Here is an 18,911-nt window from a genome sequence, read left to right on the forward strand (position 1 = left end):
CAATGTGTGGAATTAACCATTGACTCTTCCCTAAAAAACACTTGAAACTTAATGTTAGAAATTATAGCTAAGTCCTAATGAGATAGATCTTCCTGGCACTGGTCTTGCACGTATATAATTAACTTGACCCTCTGTAATTGCACCTTCCTCAGACTCTGTTATTCCTAATGTGTCAAAAATATTATTTGCAGATATATTAGCTGATAAGCCTTCTGTAATTCCAAACCTTACAAAACTATTAACTATTACAAATGCTGGTAAAACTAACGCATTAGAGTCTTGCGCATAAGCTTCTGACTGCCCAATAAAGCTTAAACCAATTGTATTTTGTTTGTTTGCTCCAAAATTATAAGATGGCAATAAATTATATATAAAGTCTGGTTGCCTTCTTGGTGTATTTCCTTCGTTATCTCCAGAGTCTATTTCTGCTTTTGTATATGTCACACCTGCACGAAAATCAAAATTATTTACTCTATAAGACCCTTCAACTTCAAGACCAAAAGACTTATAATCGTTTTCAATTATTTCTTGTGTACTAGCTTCAAATCCACCTTCCTCTGTAGTTTTAGAGTAAAATGCTGTAGCGTATAAAGTTCCGTTTTTAAAACCTTGTTTATATCCTAATTCTGCTTGACTCAAGAAGTCTAATGCGTTTACATCATCTCCATCTAAATAATTTAAAGGATCTCCATTAGCGTCTGAGGCAAATAAAATACGGTCTGCTTTAGCCGAGGCTCCTTTGCTGTATCTAGCAAAAACAGCTTGATTATCTTTTAATTTATAGTTTACACCAAATGAATAAGACACATAATTATAATCATAATCTACAACAGTAGGGTTAGCATTATTTATAGATTGAACATTTTGCTCTGGTGCAGAGATTACACCATCTCTATTTACATCGAATGCAGAACCAACAGGACCAGAGAATGTACCATCTACCTTACCTAAATCTAACCTCACACTACCATCAAAATTTAATTTTTCTGATGCTTCGTAAGAAATTTGAGCATAAGGGGCTGAAATATTATAGTTTGTATCGTAATTACGTTGACAACAATTGCCAAATAATGCCGCTCCATAGGCAAATAAGCCGTTATCACTTAAGCTAGCACCAGATGCGTCTGCTATATTTATTAATCTTGCATTATCACTAGATGCCTCGAGCAAGTAAGAATTCCATAACCAAGACATAGATACATTTTGATATGATTTAAAGAAGCCTAAAGTTACATCTAACTTGTCAAAAGATTTTGAGAGTCTTAAATCATTCATGAAATTATTAAAGTTATTTAGTTTGGTATCAAACAAAACTACTGGTGTTACTAATTGAGTATCACTTACAGCGCTACCATCATTTGCATATGTAAAAGAATTCCATCCATTATCTGTAGCAAAATCACCAGCCAACACATTTTCAGCTGTTCCTACAGATGCAGGAAAAGGAGATACAAATGATCCATTATTAACAGAAAACCTACCATTATTTTTTATTTTCCATCCGTCAACTAATTCAAAATCTGCCAAAAGTCCTATTGATGTTGATACAGGATGCATACCATCTGCAACTTTAGACCTACGTAATTCACCATTTGCTCCTAAGCCTATATTTTGAGATAAAAACGGGGTATGTAATGTACCTTGTGTAGCATCAAAACCAGGCGCATTATTAAAAGTTGGATTATCATTAGAACCTGTAACTTGTATTGGCATAGGCAGGTAACCTATAGCTCTGTCATTTAAATATTTAGCAGACAACCTAACAAAACCCGTCTCAAATTCTTTAGTAATATTAAATTTGAATTGCCCTCCGTTATTTGCTGTATATCCTGCATCCCTTATTCCTTCACCTACTCTATAAAAACCACCCATGTGAAAATATAAATCTTCACCTATAGGTGTTCCATAATCAAAATCTGTTCTAAATGAATTATAATCTAATCCAAAATTTGTACTTAATGAGCCTCCTTCTACCTTACCTGTTTTGCTAATAAAATTTATTATTGCACCAGGAGAATTAGAAGACAATGTAGATGCCGAACCACCACGTATAGCTTCTATACGTTTTACATTTGCATCAAAACGTGTGAAAATATCTGCAGTTGCAAAAGACATGTCTCCAAATAATAATACTGGTAAACCGTCTTCTTGTAATTGCACGTATTTAGAACCTCCAGATGAAATTGGTACACCTCTAACAGCTATGTTTGAGTTTCCTTCACCACCAGAAGATTCTGATCTTATACCAGGTACAGTTCTAAAAATTTCAGCAGTTGTTCTAGGTGCAGAGTTTTCAATAGTTTTTAATCCTAATGATGTGATCGATATACTAGATTCAATTTTTGATTTTGGATTAGTAACACCAGTAATAATAATTTGGTCTAAAGACTCACTATCTTCAGACATTATAAAATTCTGAATAATATCTTCTCCTGTTACTGTAATAAATTTGGTGATTTTACTATACCCTAAAAATGAAACGTTAAGAGTATAGGTTCCATCTGCAATGTTTACAATTTCATAGTTTCCATCAAAATCTGATACAGCTCCACTTGTAGTATCTTTTAAAACTAGGTTTACGCCAGGTAATGGCATACCATTTTCGTCTTTTACCTTTCCTTTTATAGTCGACTGTGCAACTATTTCATTTGCTCCCAAACATAAAAGCAAAAGAAAAACTAAATTTTTAAATCTTAAATTCATCGTGGTTGGATTTATTAATAATTCATTTTAAGCGTTATTATTTTATGAATATATAAATTGAAGAAAGTTAATAGTTAAAATTTTAACACCGAAAACGTTTTCGATTCTTCGAAAACGTTTTCGTTTTCTTTGCAATGTATAATTAGTGGAGTATATTGGTACTATAATTGAATTTAAAAGATGCCTGTTACTTTAAAAGATATTGCTGAAAAACTAAACATTTCAATAACAACAGTTTCTAAAGCATTAAAGGATTATCCGGACGTAAGTAAAAAAACTAAACGACTTGTAAAAGAGACTGCTAGTTTATTAAACTATAAACCAAATTCATTTGCTGTAAACCTTAGAACAAAGGAGTCTAAGACTATTGGCCTAATTATCCCTGAAATTGTACATCACTTTTTTTCAAGCGTTATAAATGGTATTATTAATCAGGCTGAAAAAAAAGGCTATTTGGTAATCATACTACAATCCAACGAGTCTTATGAATTAGAAAAAAAACAAATAGATTTATTGCTTGCAAAACGCGTAGATGGGATACTTATTTCTCTAGCGAATGAGTCGACAGATTATTCTCACTTAAATGAAATACTTAACCAAAATGTTCCGTTGGTTATGTTTGATAAGATTGCCAAATTAGTGAATTGCTCTAAAGTGATTATTAATGATCGACAAGCTGCAGCAATTGCTACTCAACATTTAATAGATATTGGCTGTAAACATATTGCTCACTTTAGAGGACCATTATTACCACAAAACTCTATAGACAGGTTTTTAGGTTATAAAAAGACATTATTAGATAATAACCTAAAGTATGACTCATCACTAGTTTATATTAGTGATGATATGAGTTTTGAAAATGGTAAAACTAATATTTCAAAAATGCTTTCGGAACACGAGCATGTAGATGGCATATTTATTAATACAGATTTAGTTGCTGTAGGAGCCATAGCTGAGCTTAATAACCGAGGTATAAAAGTTCCTGAAGATATTGCAATTGTAGGATTTAGTAACTGGTTTATGTCTTCTGTAATCTCTCCAAAACTTACTACAATTAATCAACCAGGTTTCGATATGGGGAAACAATCCTTTAAACTTCTTTACAAAGAAATAAAGGCGTCTAAGAAAAATAACCCTTTAGTTCCTAAAACTGTAGTATTAGATACAGATTTGATTATTAGAGAAACTACAAGTTCTACACGTTAATCTTCCGAATTTAAAAAATTAATATTCCGTTTTAGCCCTGTAAACTTAGTTCGTTTTACTGCAGATTTCTTGAAAATCTCTGCAAACACTTCTTTTGTTAATTCTTGCCACTCACTCTTAGATTTAGTGAGCAACTCTGGATGTGGATTAAATAATGGTTCATTATGGGGTTTGCTAAACCTATTCCAAGGGCATACATCTTGACATACATCGCAACCAAACATCCAATCGTCCATTTGGTTTGAAAACCCATTAGGTATTTCGTTCTTAAGCTCAATAGTTAAATATGAAATACATTTGCTGCCATCTACTTTATAAGGTTCTATAATTGCCTGTGTTGGACAAGCATCTATACAAGCCGTACACGTACCACAATGGTCTGTAACTGGCGTATCATAATCTAGCTCTAAATCTATAATTAACTCAGCTATAAAGTAAAAAGATCCTGCCTGTTTAGATAATAAGTTACTATGCTTACCAATCCAGCCCAAGCCGCTTTTTGCAGCCCAAGCTTTATCAAGAACTGGAGCAGAATCTACAAAAGCACGACCGTGAACATCTCCTATTTCTTCCTGAATGCTATGTAATAATGTTTTTAGTTTATCTTTTATGACAAAATGATAGTCTGTACCGTAAGCATATTTTGAGATCTTATAAGATTCTTTTGTTTGAGTTTCTGAAGGATAATAATTTAATAGTAGAGACACAACGCTTTTTGAGCCTTCAACTAGTTTAGTAGGGTCAAGGCGTTTATCAAAATAATTCTCCATATACTGCATCTCACCATGTCTATTTTTAGACAGCCACTCTTCTAATCTTGGCGCTTCTGCTTCGAGAAATTCTGCTTTAGAAATTCCACAAGACATAAACCCTAATCTCTTGGCTTCATTTTTTATAAATGCAGAATATTGAGCTTTAGTATTCAAAATTAAAAATCTTGTTTATGGTTTAGAAAATTCAATACCTTCTGTTTAGGCATTTCACAAGGCTTGAGTATATAGTTAGAGTTTAAAGAATAAATGTTTGCACTTATTACATCTGTACCGCCTAATTCTTCAGCAAATATTTTAATACTATCACCAGTATTATATGTGGTTTTAATTAAGCTATAGGTTTGTGACTTGTAAACGGTTTTGGAAAAGCCTTTGGGAATACTATCAATTAGTTGCTTTAATTGCATTAAAATAAACCTCCTTGCACACTTCCCTTTATTTTCCCTAAATGCTTATAAGCGGCTTCTGTAACTTCTCTACCTCTAGGTGTTCTCATTATAAAGCCTTGTTGTATAAGAAATGGCTCGTACACCTCTTCTATAGTTTCTGCACTTTCAGAAACTGCTGTGGCTAATGTCGTAATACCTACAGGACCACCTTTAAATTTCTCGATAATTGTACTTAAGATTCTATTATCCATTTCATCTAAACCATTAGCATCAACATTTAATGCTTTAAGACCAAATTTAGAGATAGACATATCTATCCTACCATTACCTTTTATTTGTGCAAAATCTCTCACACGTCTCAAAAGGGCGTTTGCTATACGTGGCGTTCCTCTACTTCGTCCTGCAATTTCTATAGCAGCTTCAAGATCTATTGGTACATTTAAAATACTAGAACTACGCTCTACAATTGTACTTAATAATTCTGTTGAATAATATTGAAGTCTACTAGATATTCCAAACCTAGCACGCATTGGTGCTGTTAATAAACCTGAGCGGGTTGTTGCGCCTATTAGCGTAAATGGGTTTAGATTTATTTGAACCGATCTTGCATTTGGACCGGTTTCAATCATAATATCAATTTTATAGTCTTCCATCGCAGAATAAAGGTATTCTTCGATAACAGGACTTAGTCTATGTATTTCATCTATAAATAAAACATCCCTAGGTTCAAGGTTAGTTAACAAACCTGCTAAGTCTCCAGGCTTATCTAATACTGGTCCAGAAGTAACCTTTATCCCTACATTTAATTCGTTTGCAAGAATATGAGCCAATGTTGTTTTACCTAAACCTGGAGGACCATGGAACAATGTATGGTCTAAAGCCTCATTTCTTTGATTTGCTGCTTCAACAAATATCTTCAAGTTTTCTAATACTTGATCTTGTCCAGCAAAATCTGAAAAGCTTAGCGGTCGTAATGCACGCTCTATATCAAATTCTTCTTTACTGAAAGATTCACCTGAAGGATCTAAATTTTCATTCATTACACAAAGATACAAATCGTTTTTAAGTGATTATATGTTTATGATAAATAGCATTAACTATATATTATGTAAGCTTTACAAATGCTTTAAGACCTAATTTAATTATAGACTTATATATTTAAATAAAAATTAAATTATGAAACCAACAGAAAAAGCACCTAACCTGTCATTACCATTAGTAAATGATACAGAATGGGAGTTATACAGCCAGAATCCAGAGCATTTTACACTTTTAGTATTTTATAGAGGCTTACATTGTCCTGTATGTAAAAAACAACTTGAGGAATTATCGTCTAAGTTAGAAGATTTTAAAAATGAAGGCGTAAATGTAGTAGCAATCTCTATGGATACTGAAAAGAGAGCGAAGCTTTCTCAAGAAAAATGGGACACTGGTAATTTACCAATTGCATATGGTCTTAGTGAAGAAGATGCTAAAACTTGGGGACTTTATTTTTCAAAAGCAATATCAGATAGTGAACCAGAATTATTTTCTGAACCTGGATTGTTTTTAATTAAAAATGATCATTCTTTATACTTTTCATCTATACAAACTATGCCGTTTGCAAGACCTAAAGTTGAAGATTTAATTAAAGCATTTCAATTTATTAAGGATAAAGATTATCCTGCAAGAGGGAAAGCATAATTACATACACTTAAATTAAAAAAGCCTATCAATTAATTGATAGGCTTTTTTTATGAGTAATTAGAAAACTAATTAATGATTCATTTCCTCTTCGTTTTCTTGCATAGGAATATGTTGTCCTACCCAATCTTGACCTGGAATAACATAGTCTGTTTCATCTTCATTTAACTTAGAGTAGTCATAAGGCCAACGGTAAACGTGTGGTATTTGACCAGACCAGTTTCCGTGAACATGTTTCTGATCTGCTGTCCACTCAAGAGTATTAGATTTCCAAGGGTTTTGAGAACCAACTTTTCCGTAGAAAATTGAGTGTACAAAGTTGTAAATGAATACTAACTGTACTGAAGCAGTAATAATTGCAAAAATAGTAATAGCAACATTTACATCTGTTAAATCATCAAAATAAGGGAATGCTGTGTTAGTATAGTAACGTCTTGGTAAACCTGCCATACCTATGAAGTGCATAGGGAAGAAAATTCCATAAGCTCCTATAGCTGTTACCCAAAAGTGAACGTAACCAAGATTCTTGTTCATCATACGACCTTGGAACATTTTTGGGAACCAATGGTAAACACCAGCAAATAAACCATACAAAGCAGAAATACCCATTACTAAGTGAAAGTGAGCTACTACAAAATAAGTATCGTGAACGTTAATATCTAGAGTACTGTCTCCTAAGATGATACCTGTTAAACCACCTGAAATGAAAGTAGATACTAAACCTATTGAGAATAACATACCAGGATTCATCTGTAAGTTACCTTTCCAAAGAGTTGTAATATAGTTGAAAGATTTTACTGCAGATGGTATTGCAATTAATAATGTAGTAAATGTAAATACAGAACCTAAGAACGGATTCATTCCTGAAATAAACATATGGTGACCCCATACAATTGTAGACAAGAAAGCAATTGCTAATATAGAAGCAACCATAGCTCTATAACCAAAAATAGGTTTACGAGAATTTGTTGCAATAATTTCTGAAGTGATTCCTAAAGCAGGAAGTAGAACTATATATACTTCTGGGTGACCTAAGAACCAAAATAAGTGTTCAAATAAAACTGGAGATCCTCCTTGGTGTTGTAAAACTTCACCTGCAATATAAATATCACTTAAGAAGAAAGATGTCCCAAAGCTTCTATCCATAATTAACATTAATGCAGCAGAAAGTAATACTGGGAAAGAAACTACACCAATAATTGCTGTTACAAAAAATGCCCATATAGTTAAAGGAAGGCGTGTCATAGACATACCTTTAGTACGTAAGTTTATTACAGTTACAATATAATTTAGAGAACCTAATAAAGACGACGCAATAAATACCGCCATAGAGCTTAACCATAATGTCATACCTGTACCAGAACCTGGAATTGCCTGAGGTAATGCACTTAATGGAGGATAAATTGTCCAACCAGCAGATGCAGGTCCAGATTCAACAAAAAGAGAACATAACATGATTACACTTGAAATAAAGAATAACCAATAAGAAACCATATTAAGGAATCCTGAAGCCATGTCTCGTGCTCCAATTTGAAGTGGAATTAATAGGTTTGAGAATGTACCACTTAAACCAGCAGTTAATACAAAGAATACCATTATGGTACCGTGAATAGTTACTAATGCTAAATAAACACCAGGATCCATAACACCACCTTCTGCCCATTTTCCTAAAAAGAATTCGAAAACCCAGAATGATTCTTCTGGCCAAGCTAACTGTAAACGGAATAGGATTGACATACCTATTCCTATAGCACCCATAATAAGACCTGTAATAAGATATTGCTTAGCAATCATCTTATGATCTTGACTAAAGATGTACTTGGTTATAAATGTTTCTTTGTGATGATGCCCGTGATCGTCATGTGAGTGATCATCGTGTGCTACTGCTACTGCTGACATATCTTAATCTTGTTTATTGTAATATATTAGTTACTAGCTTGAGCTGAAAGTTCTTCGCTAAGTGTTTTTTGTTCTGCCATCCAAGCGTTGAAATCTTCTTCAGACTCAACAACAATTTTCATCTGCATGTTGTAATGAGATTTTCCGCAAATCTTATTACATAAAAGATAGTATTCAAATTCATAGCTATCTAAAGGTTCTTCACCTTTTGCAACTAGGTCTTTACTATTCTCTCTTCTTATTTCATTAATCTTACGAACCTTTTTAATCATAAATTCGCTTTCCTGAATATCTTCAGACGTTACAGTTGGTGTAAATCCAAACTGAGTAATCATTCCTGGCACAACATTCATCTGTGCTCTAAAGAAAGGCATATACGCTGAGTGTAATACGTCTTGAGACCTGAACTTAAATAAAACTGGTTTATTTACAGGTAAGTGTAATTCTGTAGTAATAACATCATCCTTACCATAGTTGTCACTAGGATCTACACCTAATGCATTGATGCCTTCAATATATCTTACATTAGCTTTACCTAAAGTATTATCATCTCCAGAATAACGAGCTCTCCAAGCAAATTGATAAGCATAAAGTTCAACCACCATAGTATCTTCAGTCTCTTCTACATTCATGATGTCACTCCAAGTAAACAAACCATAAAGGATAAGACCTGCTAATACTACAACAGGAATAATAGTCCAGATAAATTCTAACTTGTCATTATCTGCATAAAAAAGAGCTCTTTGCCCTTTCTTACCAGCATATTTATTAGAAAAATAAAATAGTAAGAATTGTGTGATTACTTGCACAAACATAATAAGTGCTATAGTAATAAACATTAAAGTATCGTAATCTGCACCGTGTGCAGAAGAAGCTTCAGGCAAATAGAATTCACTATAATTCCAGAAACAATAAATACTAATTACATATAAGAATATCAAAAACATGATACTCAAATACCCATTTATTCTATTATCCTTATCATTAGCAACTTCTGAATCGTTTCCAACATTTTGGTTACCTTGAGACAGTTGAAATATCTTGGACATTTGCCAACCAGTAACTGCTAAAAGCGCTAATACGATTATGGTTAAAAATACAGTCATTTTATATATGATTCTTTAAATATCGTTCTGATTATTAATAATGAAAGTGTTTACTTTCTTTTAAATATGGATTACGTTTTGGTACTAACGGTACTTTTGTAAGTGCTGTAAATACAACTAATACAAAAAGACCTCCAAAGAATAGCACTGCACTAATTTCTGGGATACCAATAAACCAAGATCCTCCTACAGTTGCAGGCATTACCATATTAAAGATATCTATGTAGTGCCCAACAAGGATTGCTACACCTGCCATAACTACAAACCAATTAACACGCTTATAATCACTGTTCATTAATACCAATATTGGAAAGATGAAGTTTAATACTAACATACCAAAGAATGGTAGGTTATAATCATCTATTCTAGTAATAAAGTAAGTTACTTCTTCAGGAATGTTAGAGTACCAGATAAGCATAAATTGAGAGAACCATAAGTAAGTCCAGAATACACTTATACCAAACATGAATTTAGCTAAATCGTGTATATGGCTATTATTTACATATTCTAAATAACCTCTAGACTTAAGGTAAATTGTAACAAGTGCAATTACTGTAATACCAGAAACAAACATACTTGCAAATACATACCATCCAAATAATGTAGAGAACCAGTGTGGATCAAAACTCATTATCCAATCCCAAGACATCATAGATTCAGTTACTATAAAGAATACCAAGAAGCCTGCCGCTAAACGGAAACTCTTCTTATAATAAGAATTGTTATCAGATTCATCTTGTTTAAGAGAGTACTTACGTAATAAGTTTCTAAATACGTTCCAACCAATAATATAGATTGCTGCGCGAATTAAGAAAAAAGGAACATTTAAAAACCCAGCTTTACCTTGAATTAATTCATCATGTGCAACAACTTCTGGATCCATCCAAACAAATAAATGATTTAAATGGAAACCTGATAATAGTAACAATGCAAACATTATTAAACTACCTGGTAATAAATAGGCAGTAATACCTTCCATTACTCTAAATAATACTGGTGACCAACCTGCTTGCGCAGCAAATTGAATAGCATAAAATGCTAAAACACCTAAAGGAATCATAAAGAAAAAGAATGCTGCAACATATACGGCAGCCCAAGGCTTATTTTGTAATTGATGAAATACATGCTCAGCGTGAGAAACTTCATGTGAATCTGCTTCATGATTGTCTCCTGTCGCGGTTTCGTTATGGGTTTGCTCCGAAGTATTTTGTGTAGTTTCTATGTCATGAGTTGTAGTTTCATGAGAAGCTTCTTCACCGTGACCACCACCATGGTGTGCTTCGGCTGCCATCATTTCTTCAACTTCTTCTAAAGTAGAAGGAGCGGCTATAAAGCCATAAATGAGACCAATGGCACCAACAATCATAAAGATTATTGCAATTAACTTAAGTTTGCTTGATAAGGTGTACATACTATATCTGTAAATGCAGTTATGCTATTCTTGTTCCTCGTTTAATTCGTTTTCTGTTTCCATTACAGAAACCTCTGTTGTCATTGATGTTTCATTAGTAGCTGTATTTTCTACTTGAGAATCATCATTTACAGTCTGTCTTTCTGGTTTTCCATCTAATGCATCTTTAAGCTTCATTACATGATGAGCAATTTGCCAACGCTCTTCCTCACTAGTTTGAGCAGCATAAGATCCCATTGTATTAAGACCATAGTACATCACGTGATACACATCACCTTCTGTAATTGCACGGCCTTGATCATTATATGACGGAATACCTAATATTTTTTCACGTTTTGCTAAAGTACCTTTACCATCACCTTTATCACCGTGGCAAATAGCACAGTAAATTGTGTAAAGTTGTTTACCAGAAGATAAATTATCATCTGAATAAGCAATAGGGTTTTTTAAATTAGCCTTAGCATTAGCTTTTCCTTCTGCAGAATCTTCATAATCATAAGGAGCCCAACCTCTTGGTACAGTTCCTTCTGCTGGAAGCTTTGCCTCTTGTTCGTTCTCAAAAACATTATATGCACCATAAGCTTCATAACCTACTGGCTCATACATATTATCCATGTATTGATAGTTTGGTTTTTCTTTATCAAAACAAGAAGTTAATGATATTGAAATTCCTAAAATCAAAACTATATTGAATATACTCTTCATTTGTTTAGTGTTCATCATTTGAAACAATTGAAATTTCTAGAGCTCCAGTATCATAGAAGAACTTAGTCATATCTTCTACATTATGGTTAGCTACATCTATAGCCATTAAAAAATGGTCGTCTGTTGTTCTTACATCTGGATTTTCAGCTTGTTTAAATGGCCATAGTTTACTTCTCATATAAAAAGTTATAACCATAAGGTGAGCTGCAAAAAATACAGTAAGTTCAAACATAATAGGCACAAAAGATGGCATATTCTCAATATAGCTAAAGCTAGGTTTACCACCAATATTTTGAGGCCAATCTTCAATCATTATAAAATTCATCATTAGCACTGCTACCGTAAGACCAACTAGACCATACATAAAAGAAGCAATGGCAATACGAGTAGGCTCAAGACCCATAGCTTTGTCTAGACCGTGTACTGGAAAAGGTGTATAAACCTCTTCTATATGATACTTAGCCTCACGAGTTTGCTTGACAGCTTGCATTAAGATGTCGTCGTCTGTGTAAATTGCGTGTATTACTTTTGAAGACATTACTATTTGTTTTTTAAGGTGTTTGCCTGACCTGCCCAATCATCACGTTCTGCGCGACCTGGGAAAGAATCAATAATACTATCTAATAAATCGTACTCAGTTTTTGTCATACGGCTTACCTGGTCAAATGTATAGATACCTAACTGGTGAAGTTTCTGCTCCATAACTGGACCAACACCACTAATCTTCTTCAAATCATCTGCTTTTTGAGTAGCAGGATCAAATGAACCAATTTTATCAAGTAGATTATCTATTTTATCTTTTTGAGCTTCAGTATCAACAAGTGCGTCTGCATTTACTGTTTCATTATGAGATTCAGTGCTTATATCTGTGTGCTCATTAAACCCAGATGTTGAGTTTACCATTGGCTCTCTTACGACAGGTGTATACAATTTAGCATCATCTCCTTTATCTGCTCTTATTTTCTTGTAGTTTTCTCCAGACGATTTTAAAATCGTTTTAACTTCTGCCTGAGCTATAACTGGGAAAGTTCTAGAGTATAGTAAGAATAATACAAAGAAGAAACCTATTGTTCCTATAAATATTCCAATATCTACAAACGTAGGAGAGAACATTGTCCAAGAAGATGGAAGGTAATCTCTATGTAGTGATGTTACAATAATTACAAAGCGCTCAAACCACATACCAATGTTTACAACAATTGAAATTATGAAAGAGAACATAATACTTGTACGTAGTTTTTTAAACCACATAAACTGTGGAGAGAAAACATTACACGTCATCATACTCCAATATGCCCACCAATAAGGTCCAGTTGCTCTGTTTAAGAAAGCATACTGCTCATACTCAACTCCAGAATACCATGCAATAAACAACTCTGTTATATACGCCACACCTACTATAGAACCTGTAATCATAATTACAATGTTCATAAGCTCAATATGTTGTACAGTAATATAATCTTCTAGATTAGATACTTTACGCATTATAATAAGTAACGTATTCACCATTGCGAATCCAGAGAATACAGCACCTGCCACAAAATAAGGTGGGAAGATAGTAGTATGCCATCCTGGAATTACAGATGTAGCAAAGTCAAAAGATACAATTGTGTGAACCGAAAGCACAAGAGGTGTTGCAAGACCTGCAAGAACCAAAGATACTTCTTCAAAACGCTGCCAATCTTTTGCACGACCACTCCATCCGAATGAAAGAATAGAATAAATTCTTTTCTGAAAAGGCTTTACAGCTCTATCACGTATCATTGCAAAATCTGGTAATAAACCTGTCCACCAGAAAACAAGTGATACAGATAAATAAGTAGAGATTGCAAATACATCCCAAAGTAAAGGTGAGTTAAAGTTTACCCATAATGAACCAAATTGGTTTGGAATAGGTAATACCCAGTATGCTAACCATGGTCTACCCATGTGTATAATTGGAAACAAACCTGCTTGTACAACAGAGAAAATTGTCATTGCCTCTGCAGAACGGTTAATGGCCATACGCCATTTTTGACGGAATAATAATAATACTGCAGAAATTAGAGTTCCTGCGTGACCAATACCAACCCACCAAACAAAGTTTGTGATATCCCAAGCCCAACCTACGGTCTTGTTTAATCCCCATGTTCCGATACCAGTTGACACCGTGTAAATTATACAGCCAATTCCCCAAAGAAATGCTACAAGCGCGATAGAGAAAACAATCCACCAAGATTTATTGGCTTTGCCTTCAACTGGCGCCGCTACATCCACAGTCACATCGTGATAGGACTTATCGCCAGTAACAAGAGGTTGTCGTATAGGTGCTTCGTAATGCATAATACTTATCTAAGTTAATTTTGTAATTGGTTTAAGCTTCTTTGGTATTTCTTACCAAGGTTTGATACATCACATTAGGTTTTGTACCAACACTTTCTAATAAATGATACATACGATCATCTTCTTTCAACTCGTTAATCTCACTACCCTTGTCATTAATATCGCCAAAGACTAATGCGCCACTTTCACAAGCTGCAGAACAAGCTGTTTTAAATTCGCCATCCTTAATAGCTCTTCCATCACGTTTAGCATCTAAAATAGTTTTTTGTGTCATTTGAATACACATAGAACATTTTTCCATAACACCACGAGAACGTACAACCACATCAGGATTTAATACCATACGACCTAAGTCATTATTCATATGATAATCAAACTCATCATTTTTATTATACAAGAACCAGTTAAAGCGTCTTACTTTATAAGGACAGTTGTTAGCACAGTATCTCGTACCTACACAACGGTTATAAGCCATATGGTTTTGACCTTGACGACCGTGAGATGTAGCCGCAACAGGACAAACAGTTTCACAAGGTGCGTGATTACAATGTTGACACATTACAGGCTGAAAAACTACCTGAGGACTTACTGCAGATGGATCTTCCATTTCAGTAAACATATCTGTAACACCGTCACCAAATAATCCAACACCACTATATCCTTCTTCTTCAGCTTTTTCCTCAGTCATGTCAGAAGAATAGTAACGATCTATACGCAACCAGTGCATATCACGACTCTTACGAACCTCTTCTTTACCTACTACAGGAACATTGTTTTCTGAATGACAAGCTATTACACAAGCCCCACAACCAGTACAGGAGTTAAGATCTATAGAAAGATTGAAGTGATGTCCTACTGAACGATCAAATTCATCCCAAAGATCAACTTCTGGAGAAGTTACATCATACTCAATATGATCTTTAGACACTTCTGGCATTTTATTCCAAACGTGCTTATCTTTTGTGTTAAATATCTCTAACGTGGTTTCTTTTAAAATATCACCACGACCCATTAAGGTATTTTGAAGCTGCACACAAGCAAACTCGTGCATACCGCTTTCTTTAGATATACTTATATTTTGTACGGTATTAAAATCCTTATATAAAGGGTATGCATTAATACCTGTTTGCATTTCTTTCTGAATACTTTCCTTCTTACCATAACCTAAAGCTAATGCCGCAGAACCTATTGCTTGTCCAGGTTGGATAATTACAGGTACATTATTTAGCTCTACACCATCTGCCTTTATCGTTACATAACTTCCGTTAAGCGCTCCATTTGCAACGTGAGTATTTTTAAGCTCTAATCTATCTGCATCTGCTTTAGAAACTAACAAATAGTTATCCCAAGATGCTCTAGTTATTGGATCAGGGAATTCTTGCAACCAAGGATTGTTTGCCTGTTGACCATCTCCTAATGCAGTTGAAGTATAAAGTGTTAACTCTAATCCACTTCCTGAATTAGTAGCAGACTGCGCTAAACGTCTTGCTGCTGTTGAAGCCGAAGTTGACTGAACTGATTCTGTTTCTTCTTGAGAAGCAACAGCTGAATCATCTGCCGATATTACTGTCGAAGAAACAAAAACACCATCGTGTAATGCGTCGCTCCAAGATGTAGTACCTAGAACAGAACTCCAAGTATCTTTAATGTATTTATAGTATTTAGTAGTGTTACCAGACCATTGCATTAACGTCTCTTGAAATTGACGTGTATCATACAAAGGTTTAATAGTAGGTTGCATTAAACTAAAATGAGTTTTAGTCATTTGCACATCTCCCCAACTCTCTAAATAGTGAGGTGTAGCAGCAACATAGTCACAAAGTTTTGCTGTTTCATCTTCTTTTGAAGAGAACGACACTGCGACATCAACCTTTTTTAATCCTTCTATAAATTCTTTTGCATTTGGCAAGCTATATGCAGGATTTACACCAGCAATAAGCAAGCCGCCAACAGCACCAGAATTCATATCCACTACAAGCTGTTTTACAGCTTTTGCATTACCTTGACGTATCATTTTAGGATTCTTAACATCCATAACAATACTACCAAGCTTTTCATTTATTGCCATTGCGAGAGTATGCGCATCTTCATCTTGAAGACCCGTTAACACAACAGCATTACCACCTGAATTTCTTAATTGAGAAACAGCTTTAACAACTGCATCATCAAATTTCGCATCTAGACCACTAGTTGAACCTCCAACAATATAACCATACATGGCAGCAAGAATTGCTTTTTGTTGAGATGGCGTTGCAGGAATACGCTTATCTGCATTAGCACCAGACAATGACATATTAGCCTCTACCTGAATATGACGAGACATTTTCCCATTCTTAGGAACACGACCTTTAGCATAGCCTTTGTCATTTCCTCCACCTTGCCAATCACCTAAGAAATCTGCTCCAACAGAAACAATAGTTTCAGCTTTAGAGAAGTCATAATTAGGCAATGCTCTAGAACCATATCTCCCTTCAAAAGCATTTAAAGCAGCTTCATCTGAAACCGTGTCGTAAACAACATGCTTTACATTAGCGTATTTTGAAGAAAATTCTTTAATAATTCTATCTGTAGATGGACTAGCAAATGTTTGTGTTAACAACACAATTTGCTTTCCTCCTAAAGAATTTAATTTATCACCAACTTGCTTATCAAACGCTTCCCAAGAAACCGCTTCACCATTAGCCATTGGTCTTTTTAAACGATTATTATCATAAAGCGATAATACTGATGCGTTAACCCTAGCATTTACAGATCCAACAGCTCCATCTTCTAGGTTTCTGTCTATTTTAATAGGACGCCCTTCGCGAGTCTTAACCAAAACACTAGCAAAATCGAAACCATCTGCTATTGTAGAGGCATAGTAGTTTGCAACACCAGGAACAATACTCTCAGGTTGCACTACATAAGGAATAGAACGAATAACAGGACCCTCACAAGCTGCAAGAGAGGCTGCCGCCGTACTAAAACCAACATATTTTAAGAAATCACGACGTGATGTAGACGAATTCTCCATCGTTTTATCATTCCCTAAGAAATCATCCGTAGGAATCTCTGATGGAAACTCATTTTGACGAAGCGTCTCAACCACTGGATTGGAATCTTCCAACTCCTCAACACTTTTCCAGTATTTCTTGTTTGATGACATATGCATTATTGTTTTTTGGTGATTTGTTTAAAGTACAAATCAGGACTTTATATTATATTAATAGTGGCACTTACCACACTCTAAACCACCCATTTCTGCAGCAGTTACTTGCTCTACACCGTACTTCTTAGCTAGCTCTTCATGAATTTTTTCATAATAAGCATTACCTTCCATCTTAACGTTTGTCTCTCTATGACAGTTAATACACCACCCCATAGTTAATGGCGAGTGCTGACTCATAATTTCCATTTCCTCAACAGGACCGTGACATTTCTGACACTCTATTCCCGCAACAGATACGTGCTGTGAGTGATTAAAGTAAGCAAAATCTGGTAAGTTATGGATACGCACCCATTTTACCGGTTTTGTTTCACCAGTATATTTTTGACCATCCCATCCTACAGCATCGTAAAGCTTTTGGATCTCATTGTCATAAAACTCTTTAGAATATTCATCCGTAACTGAAGTAAACTCACTAGAAGCATCAGCTACCTCAGAGATAGACTTATGACAGTTCATACAAACATTTAATGATGGAATACCAGAATGCTTAGAAACTCTAGCAGACGAGTGACAATACTTACACTCTATCTCATTAAGACCTGCGTGAATTCTATGCGAATAATGAATTGGCTGAATTGGCTCGTAACCCTGATCTACACCAACTTGCATAAAATAACCATACACAAAATACCCACTAGCTAACAGTAAGAATACCGCCGTAACTAATACTAGGAATTGATTTTCTATAAATGATTTCCAAATAGGAGTTCTTTTTTCCTTAACCGGCAAGGCAACACCTTGCTCCGTTGCAAATCTTCTTAATGTCTTATTAACTAAGAATAATACAGAAATCAACATTAACAACACAAATGCAAGAATACCCAATACAAGATTATTCGAAACACCATTACCACCTTCAGAAGAACCACCTCCAGTTGAACCCGTATTAACTGGCGCTTCTGCTTTAGGCTCCTCAACATAAGCAAGGATATTATCGATATCGTTGTTAGAAAGTTGAGGGAAGTTGTTCATTACAGAACCACCCCATTCTTCAAAAATTGCAATAGCCTCTGCATCTCCAGAAGCTCTTAAGTCTGCATTGTTTTTTACCCACTCGTAAATCCAACCACGTTCGTGACGATCTGTCACACCGTTTAGTGCTGGACCTGTTGCGTTTTTGTAACGCTTATGACAAGCTGCACACAAAGAGTTGAATAATTCTTTTCCTTTTGCCGGATCTCCAGCGCCTTCATCTTGTACCTGCTCTTCACCAGTTTGAACTGGATCGGCCTGCGCTTGCGCAAATGAATTTGTGGATAATGATACAAAAAACACCAAAGTGAGTAACAGCGTTTTAAGTAGTTGATGGCGGGTTGACACCTGTTTCATATCGTCGTTCAATTATCTTCGAGATTGGTATGATTTTAGCTTTAAGCTATTTAAAATATATAGTTAACGCCCTTTTAAAATCAGGCACAAAAGTAATACTTAAAGACCTTTTAGGAAATGTAACAGCTACGATAATTAATAATTTATAATAAATCTAAATAATAAATTACTCTTAAA

The 18,911-nt window shown here is 34.6% G+C and carries 14 protein-coding genes; 2 read left to right on the plus strand and 12 right to left on the minus strand.

From position 1 onward, the window contains the following. Window positions 1-54 precede the first annotated feature (54 nt). A complete protein-coding gene (locus CA2559_RS01270; RefSeq protein ID WP_013186017.1) occupies window positions 55-2,703 on the minus strand; it encodes a TonB-dependent receptor in 2,649 nt (882 codons plus the stop codon). Window positions 2,704-2,883: 180 nt separating this feature from the next. On the opposite strand from CA2559_RS01270, the gene CA2559_RS01275 reads away from it, so the two are divergent. Further along, window positions 2,884-3,909 (plus strand): LacI family DNA-binding transcriptional regulator, encoded by a 1,026-nt coding sequence (locus CA2559_RS01275; protein ID WP_013186018.1) that lies wholly within the window; start codon window positions 2,884-2,886, stop codon window positions 3,907-3,909. Here the strand turns inward: CA2559_RS01275 and queG are convergent. The 3 genes from queG to ruvB are packed head-to-tail and all read right to left on the minus strand — an operon-like array spanning window position 3,906 to window position 6,111. Beyond that, window positions 3,906-4,835 carry a tRNA epoxyqueuosine(34) reductase QueG gene (gene queG, locus CA2559_RS01280; RefSeq protein WP_013186019.1) on the minus strand — a complete coding sequence of 310 codons (930 nt, stop codon included), beginning with the start codon at window positions 4,833-4,835 and terminating at the stop codon, window positions 3,906-3,908. The genes CA2559_RS01275 and queG overlap by 4 nt on opposite strands. A 2-nt stretch (window positions 4,836-4,837) precedes the next feature. After that, window positions 4,838-5,089, minus strand: coding sequence for a hypothetical protein (locus CA2559_RS01285; RefSeq protein ID WP_013186020.1), 252 nt, complete (start codon window positions 5,087-5,089; stop codon window positions 4,838-4,840). Then, window positions 5,089-6,111, minus strand: coding sequence for a Holliday junction branch migration DNA helicase RuvB (ruvB, locus tag CA2559_RS01290; protein WP_013186021.1), 1,023 nt, complete (start codon window positions 6,109-6,111; stop codon window positions 5,089-5,091). The genes CA2559_RS01285 and ruvB overlap by 1 nt, the downstream gene beginning before the upstream one ends. A gap of 136 nt (window positions 6,112-6,247) precedes the next feature. Between ruvB and CA2559_RS01295 the strand changes: the two genes are divergently transcribed. Beyond that, entirely contained in the window at window positions 6,248-6,754 is a 507-nt protein-coding gene (locus CA2559_RS01295; RefSeq protein WP_013186022.1) for a peroxiredoxin-like family protein, read from the plus strand. Between the two features lie 72 nt (window positions 6,755-6,826). On the opposite strand, the gene CA2559_RS01300 is transcribed toward CA2559_RS01295, so the two are convergent. The 8 genes from CA2559_RS01300 to CA2559_RS01335 are packed head-to-tail and all read right to left on the minus strand — an operon-like array spanning window position 6,827 to window position 18,734. After that, a complete protein-coding gene (locus CA2559_RS01300; protein WP_013186023.1) occupies window positions 6,827-8,653 on the minus strand; it encodes a cytochrome c oxidase subunit I in 1,827 nt (608 codons plus the stop codon). 26 nt (window positions 8,654-8,679) lie between these two features. Continuing rightward, window positions 8,680-9,759, minus strand: a complete 1,080-nt coding sequence (locus CA2559_RS01305; RefSeq protein ID WP_013186024.1) for a cytochrome c oxidase subunit II — start codon at window positions 9,757-9,759, stop codon at window positions 8,680-8,682. 34 nt (window positions 9,760-9,793) lie between these two features. Further along, window positions 9,794-11,170 (minus strand): HAD family hydrolase, encoded by a 1,377-nt coding sequence (locus CA2559_RS01310; RefSeq protein WP_013186025.1) that lies wholly within the window; start codon window positions 11,168-11,170, stop codon window positions 9,794-9,796. 24 nt (window positions 11,171-11,194) lie between these two features. Further along, the gene (locus CA2559_RS01315; RefSeq protein ID WP_013186026.1) at window positions 11,195-11,890 is read right to left on the minus strand and encodes a c-type cytochrome; all 696 of its coding nucleotides are present in this window, start codon (window positions 11,888-11,890) and stop codon (window positions 11,195-11,197) included. Beyond that, the gene (locus CA2559_RS01320) at window positions 11,880-12,413 is read right to left on the minus strand and encodes a DUF3341 domain-containing protein (protein WP_013186027.1); all 534 of its coding nucleotides are present in this window, start codon (window positions 12,411-12,413) and stop codon (window positions 11,880-11,882) included. The genes CA2559_RS01315 and CA2559_RS01320 overlap by 11 nt, the downstream gene beginning before the upstream one ends. Window positions 12,414-12,415: 2 nt before the next feature. Beyond that, complete coding sequence (nrfD, locus tag CA2559_RS01325; RefSeq protein WP_013186028.1) at window positions 12,416-14,197, minus strand: NrfD/PsrC family molybdoenzyme membrane anchor subunit; 1,782 nt, start codon at window positions 14,195-14,197, stop codon at window positions 12,416-12,418. A gap of 31 nt (window positions 14,198-14,228) precedes the next feature. Further along, on the minus strand, window positions 14,229-17,342 hold the full coding sequence (locus CA2559_RS01330) for a TAT-variant-translocated molybdopterin oxidoreductase (RefSeq protein ID WP_013186029.1): 3,114 nt from the start codon (window positions 17,340-17,342) through the stop codon (window positions 14,229-14,231). 57 nt (window positions 17,343-17,399) lie between these two features. Further along, window positions 17,400-18,734, minus strand: coding sequence for a c-type cytochrome (locus CA2559_RS01335; protein ID WP_041240844.1), 1,335 nt, complete (start codon window positions 18,732-18,734; stop codon window positions 17,400-17,402). Between the last annotated feature and the right edge of the window lie 177 nt (window positions 18,735-18,911).

Origin of the sequence: Croceibacter atlanticus HTCC2559 (assembly GCF_000196315.1) — a bacterium.
Lineage (GTDB): Bacteria > Bacteroidota > Bacteroidia > Flavobacteriales > Flavobacteriaceae > Croceibacter > Croceibacter atlanticus.

Excerpts from the sequence above, each read along its gene's own strand:
- CA2559_RS01270 (WP_013186017.1), bottom strand. The coding sequence starts at position 2,703 with ATGAATTTAAGATTTAAAAATTTAGTTTTTCTTTTGCTTTTATGTTTG.
- CA2559_RS01275 (WP_013186018.1), top strand. The coding sequence starts at position 2,884 with ATGCCTGTTACTTTAAAAGATATTGCTGAAAAACTAAACATTTCAATA.
- CA2559_RS01285 (WP_013186020.1), bottom strand. The coding sequence starts at position 5,089 with ATGCAATTAAAGCAACTAATTGATAGTATTCCCAAAGGCTTTTCCAAA.
- ruvB (WP_013186021.1), bottom strand. The coding sequence starts at position 6,111 with ATGAATGAAAATTTAGATCCTTCAGGTGAATCTTTCAGTAAAGAAGAA.
- CA2559_RS01295 (WP_013186022.1), top strand. The coding sequence starts at position 6,248 with ATGAAACCAACAGAAAAAGCACCTAACCTGTCATTACCATTAGTAAAT.
- CA2559_RS01300 (WP_013186023.1), bottom strand. The coding sequence starts at position 8,653 with ATGTCAGCAGTAGCAGTAGCACACGATGATCACTCACATGACGATCAC.
- CA2559_RS01305 (WP_013186024.1), bottom strand. The coding sequence starts at position 9,759 with ATGACTGTATTTTTAACCATAATCGTATTAGCGCTTTTAGCAGTTACT.
- CA2559_RS01310 (WP_013186025.1), bottom strand. The coding sequence starts at position 11,170 with ATGTACACCTTATCAAGCAAACTTAAGTTAATTGCAATAATCTTTATG.
- CA2559_RS01315 (WP_013186026.1), bottom strand. The coding sequence starts at position 11,890 with ATGAACACTAAACAAATGAAGAGTATATTCAATATAGTTTTGATTTTA.
- CA2559_RS01320 (WP_013186027.1), bottom strand. The coding sequence starts at position 12,413 with ATGTCTTCAAAAGTAATACACGCAATTTACACAGACGACGACATCTTA.
- nrfD (WP_013186028.1), bottom strand. The coding sequence starts at position 14,197 with ATGCATTACGAAGCACCTATACGACAACCTCTTGTTACTGGCGATAAG.
- CA2559_RS01330 (WP_013186029.1), bottom strand. The coding sequence starts at position 17,342 with ATGTCATCAAACAAGAAATACTGGAAAAGTGTTGAGGAGTTGGAAGAT.
- CA2559_RS01335 (WP_041240844.1), bottom strand. The coding sequence starts at position 18,734 with ATGAAACAGGTGTCAACCCGCCATCAACTACTTAAAACGCTGTTACTC.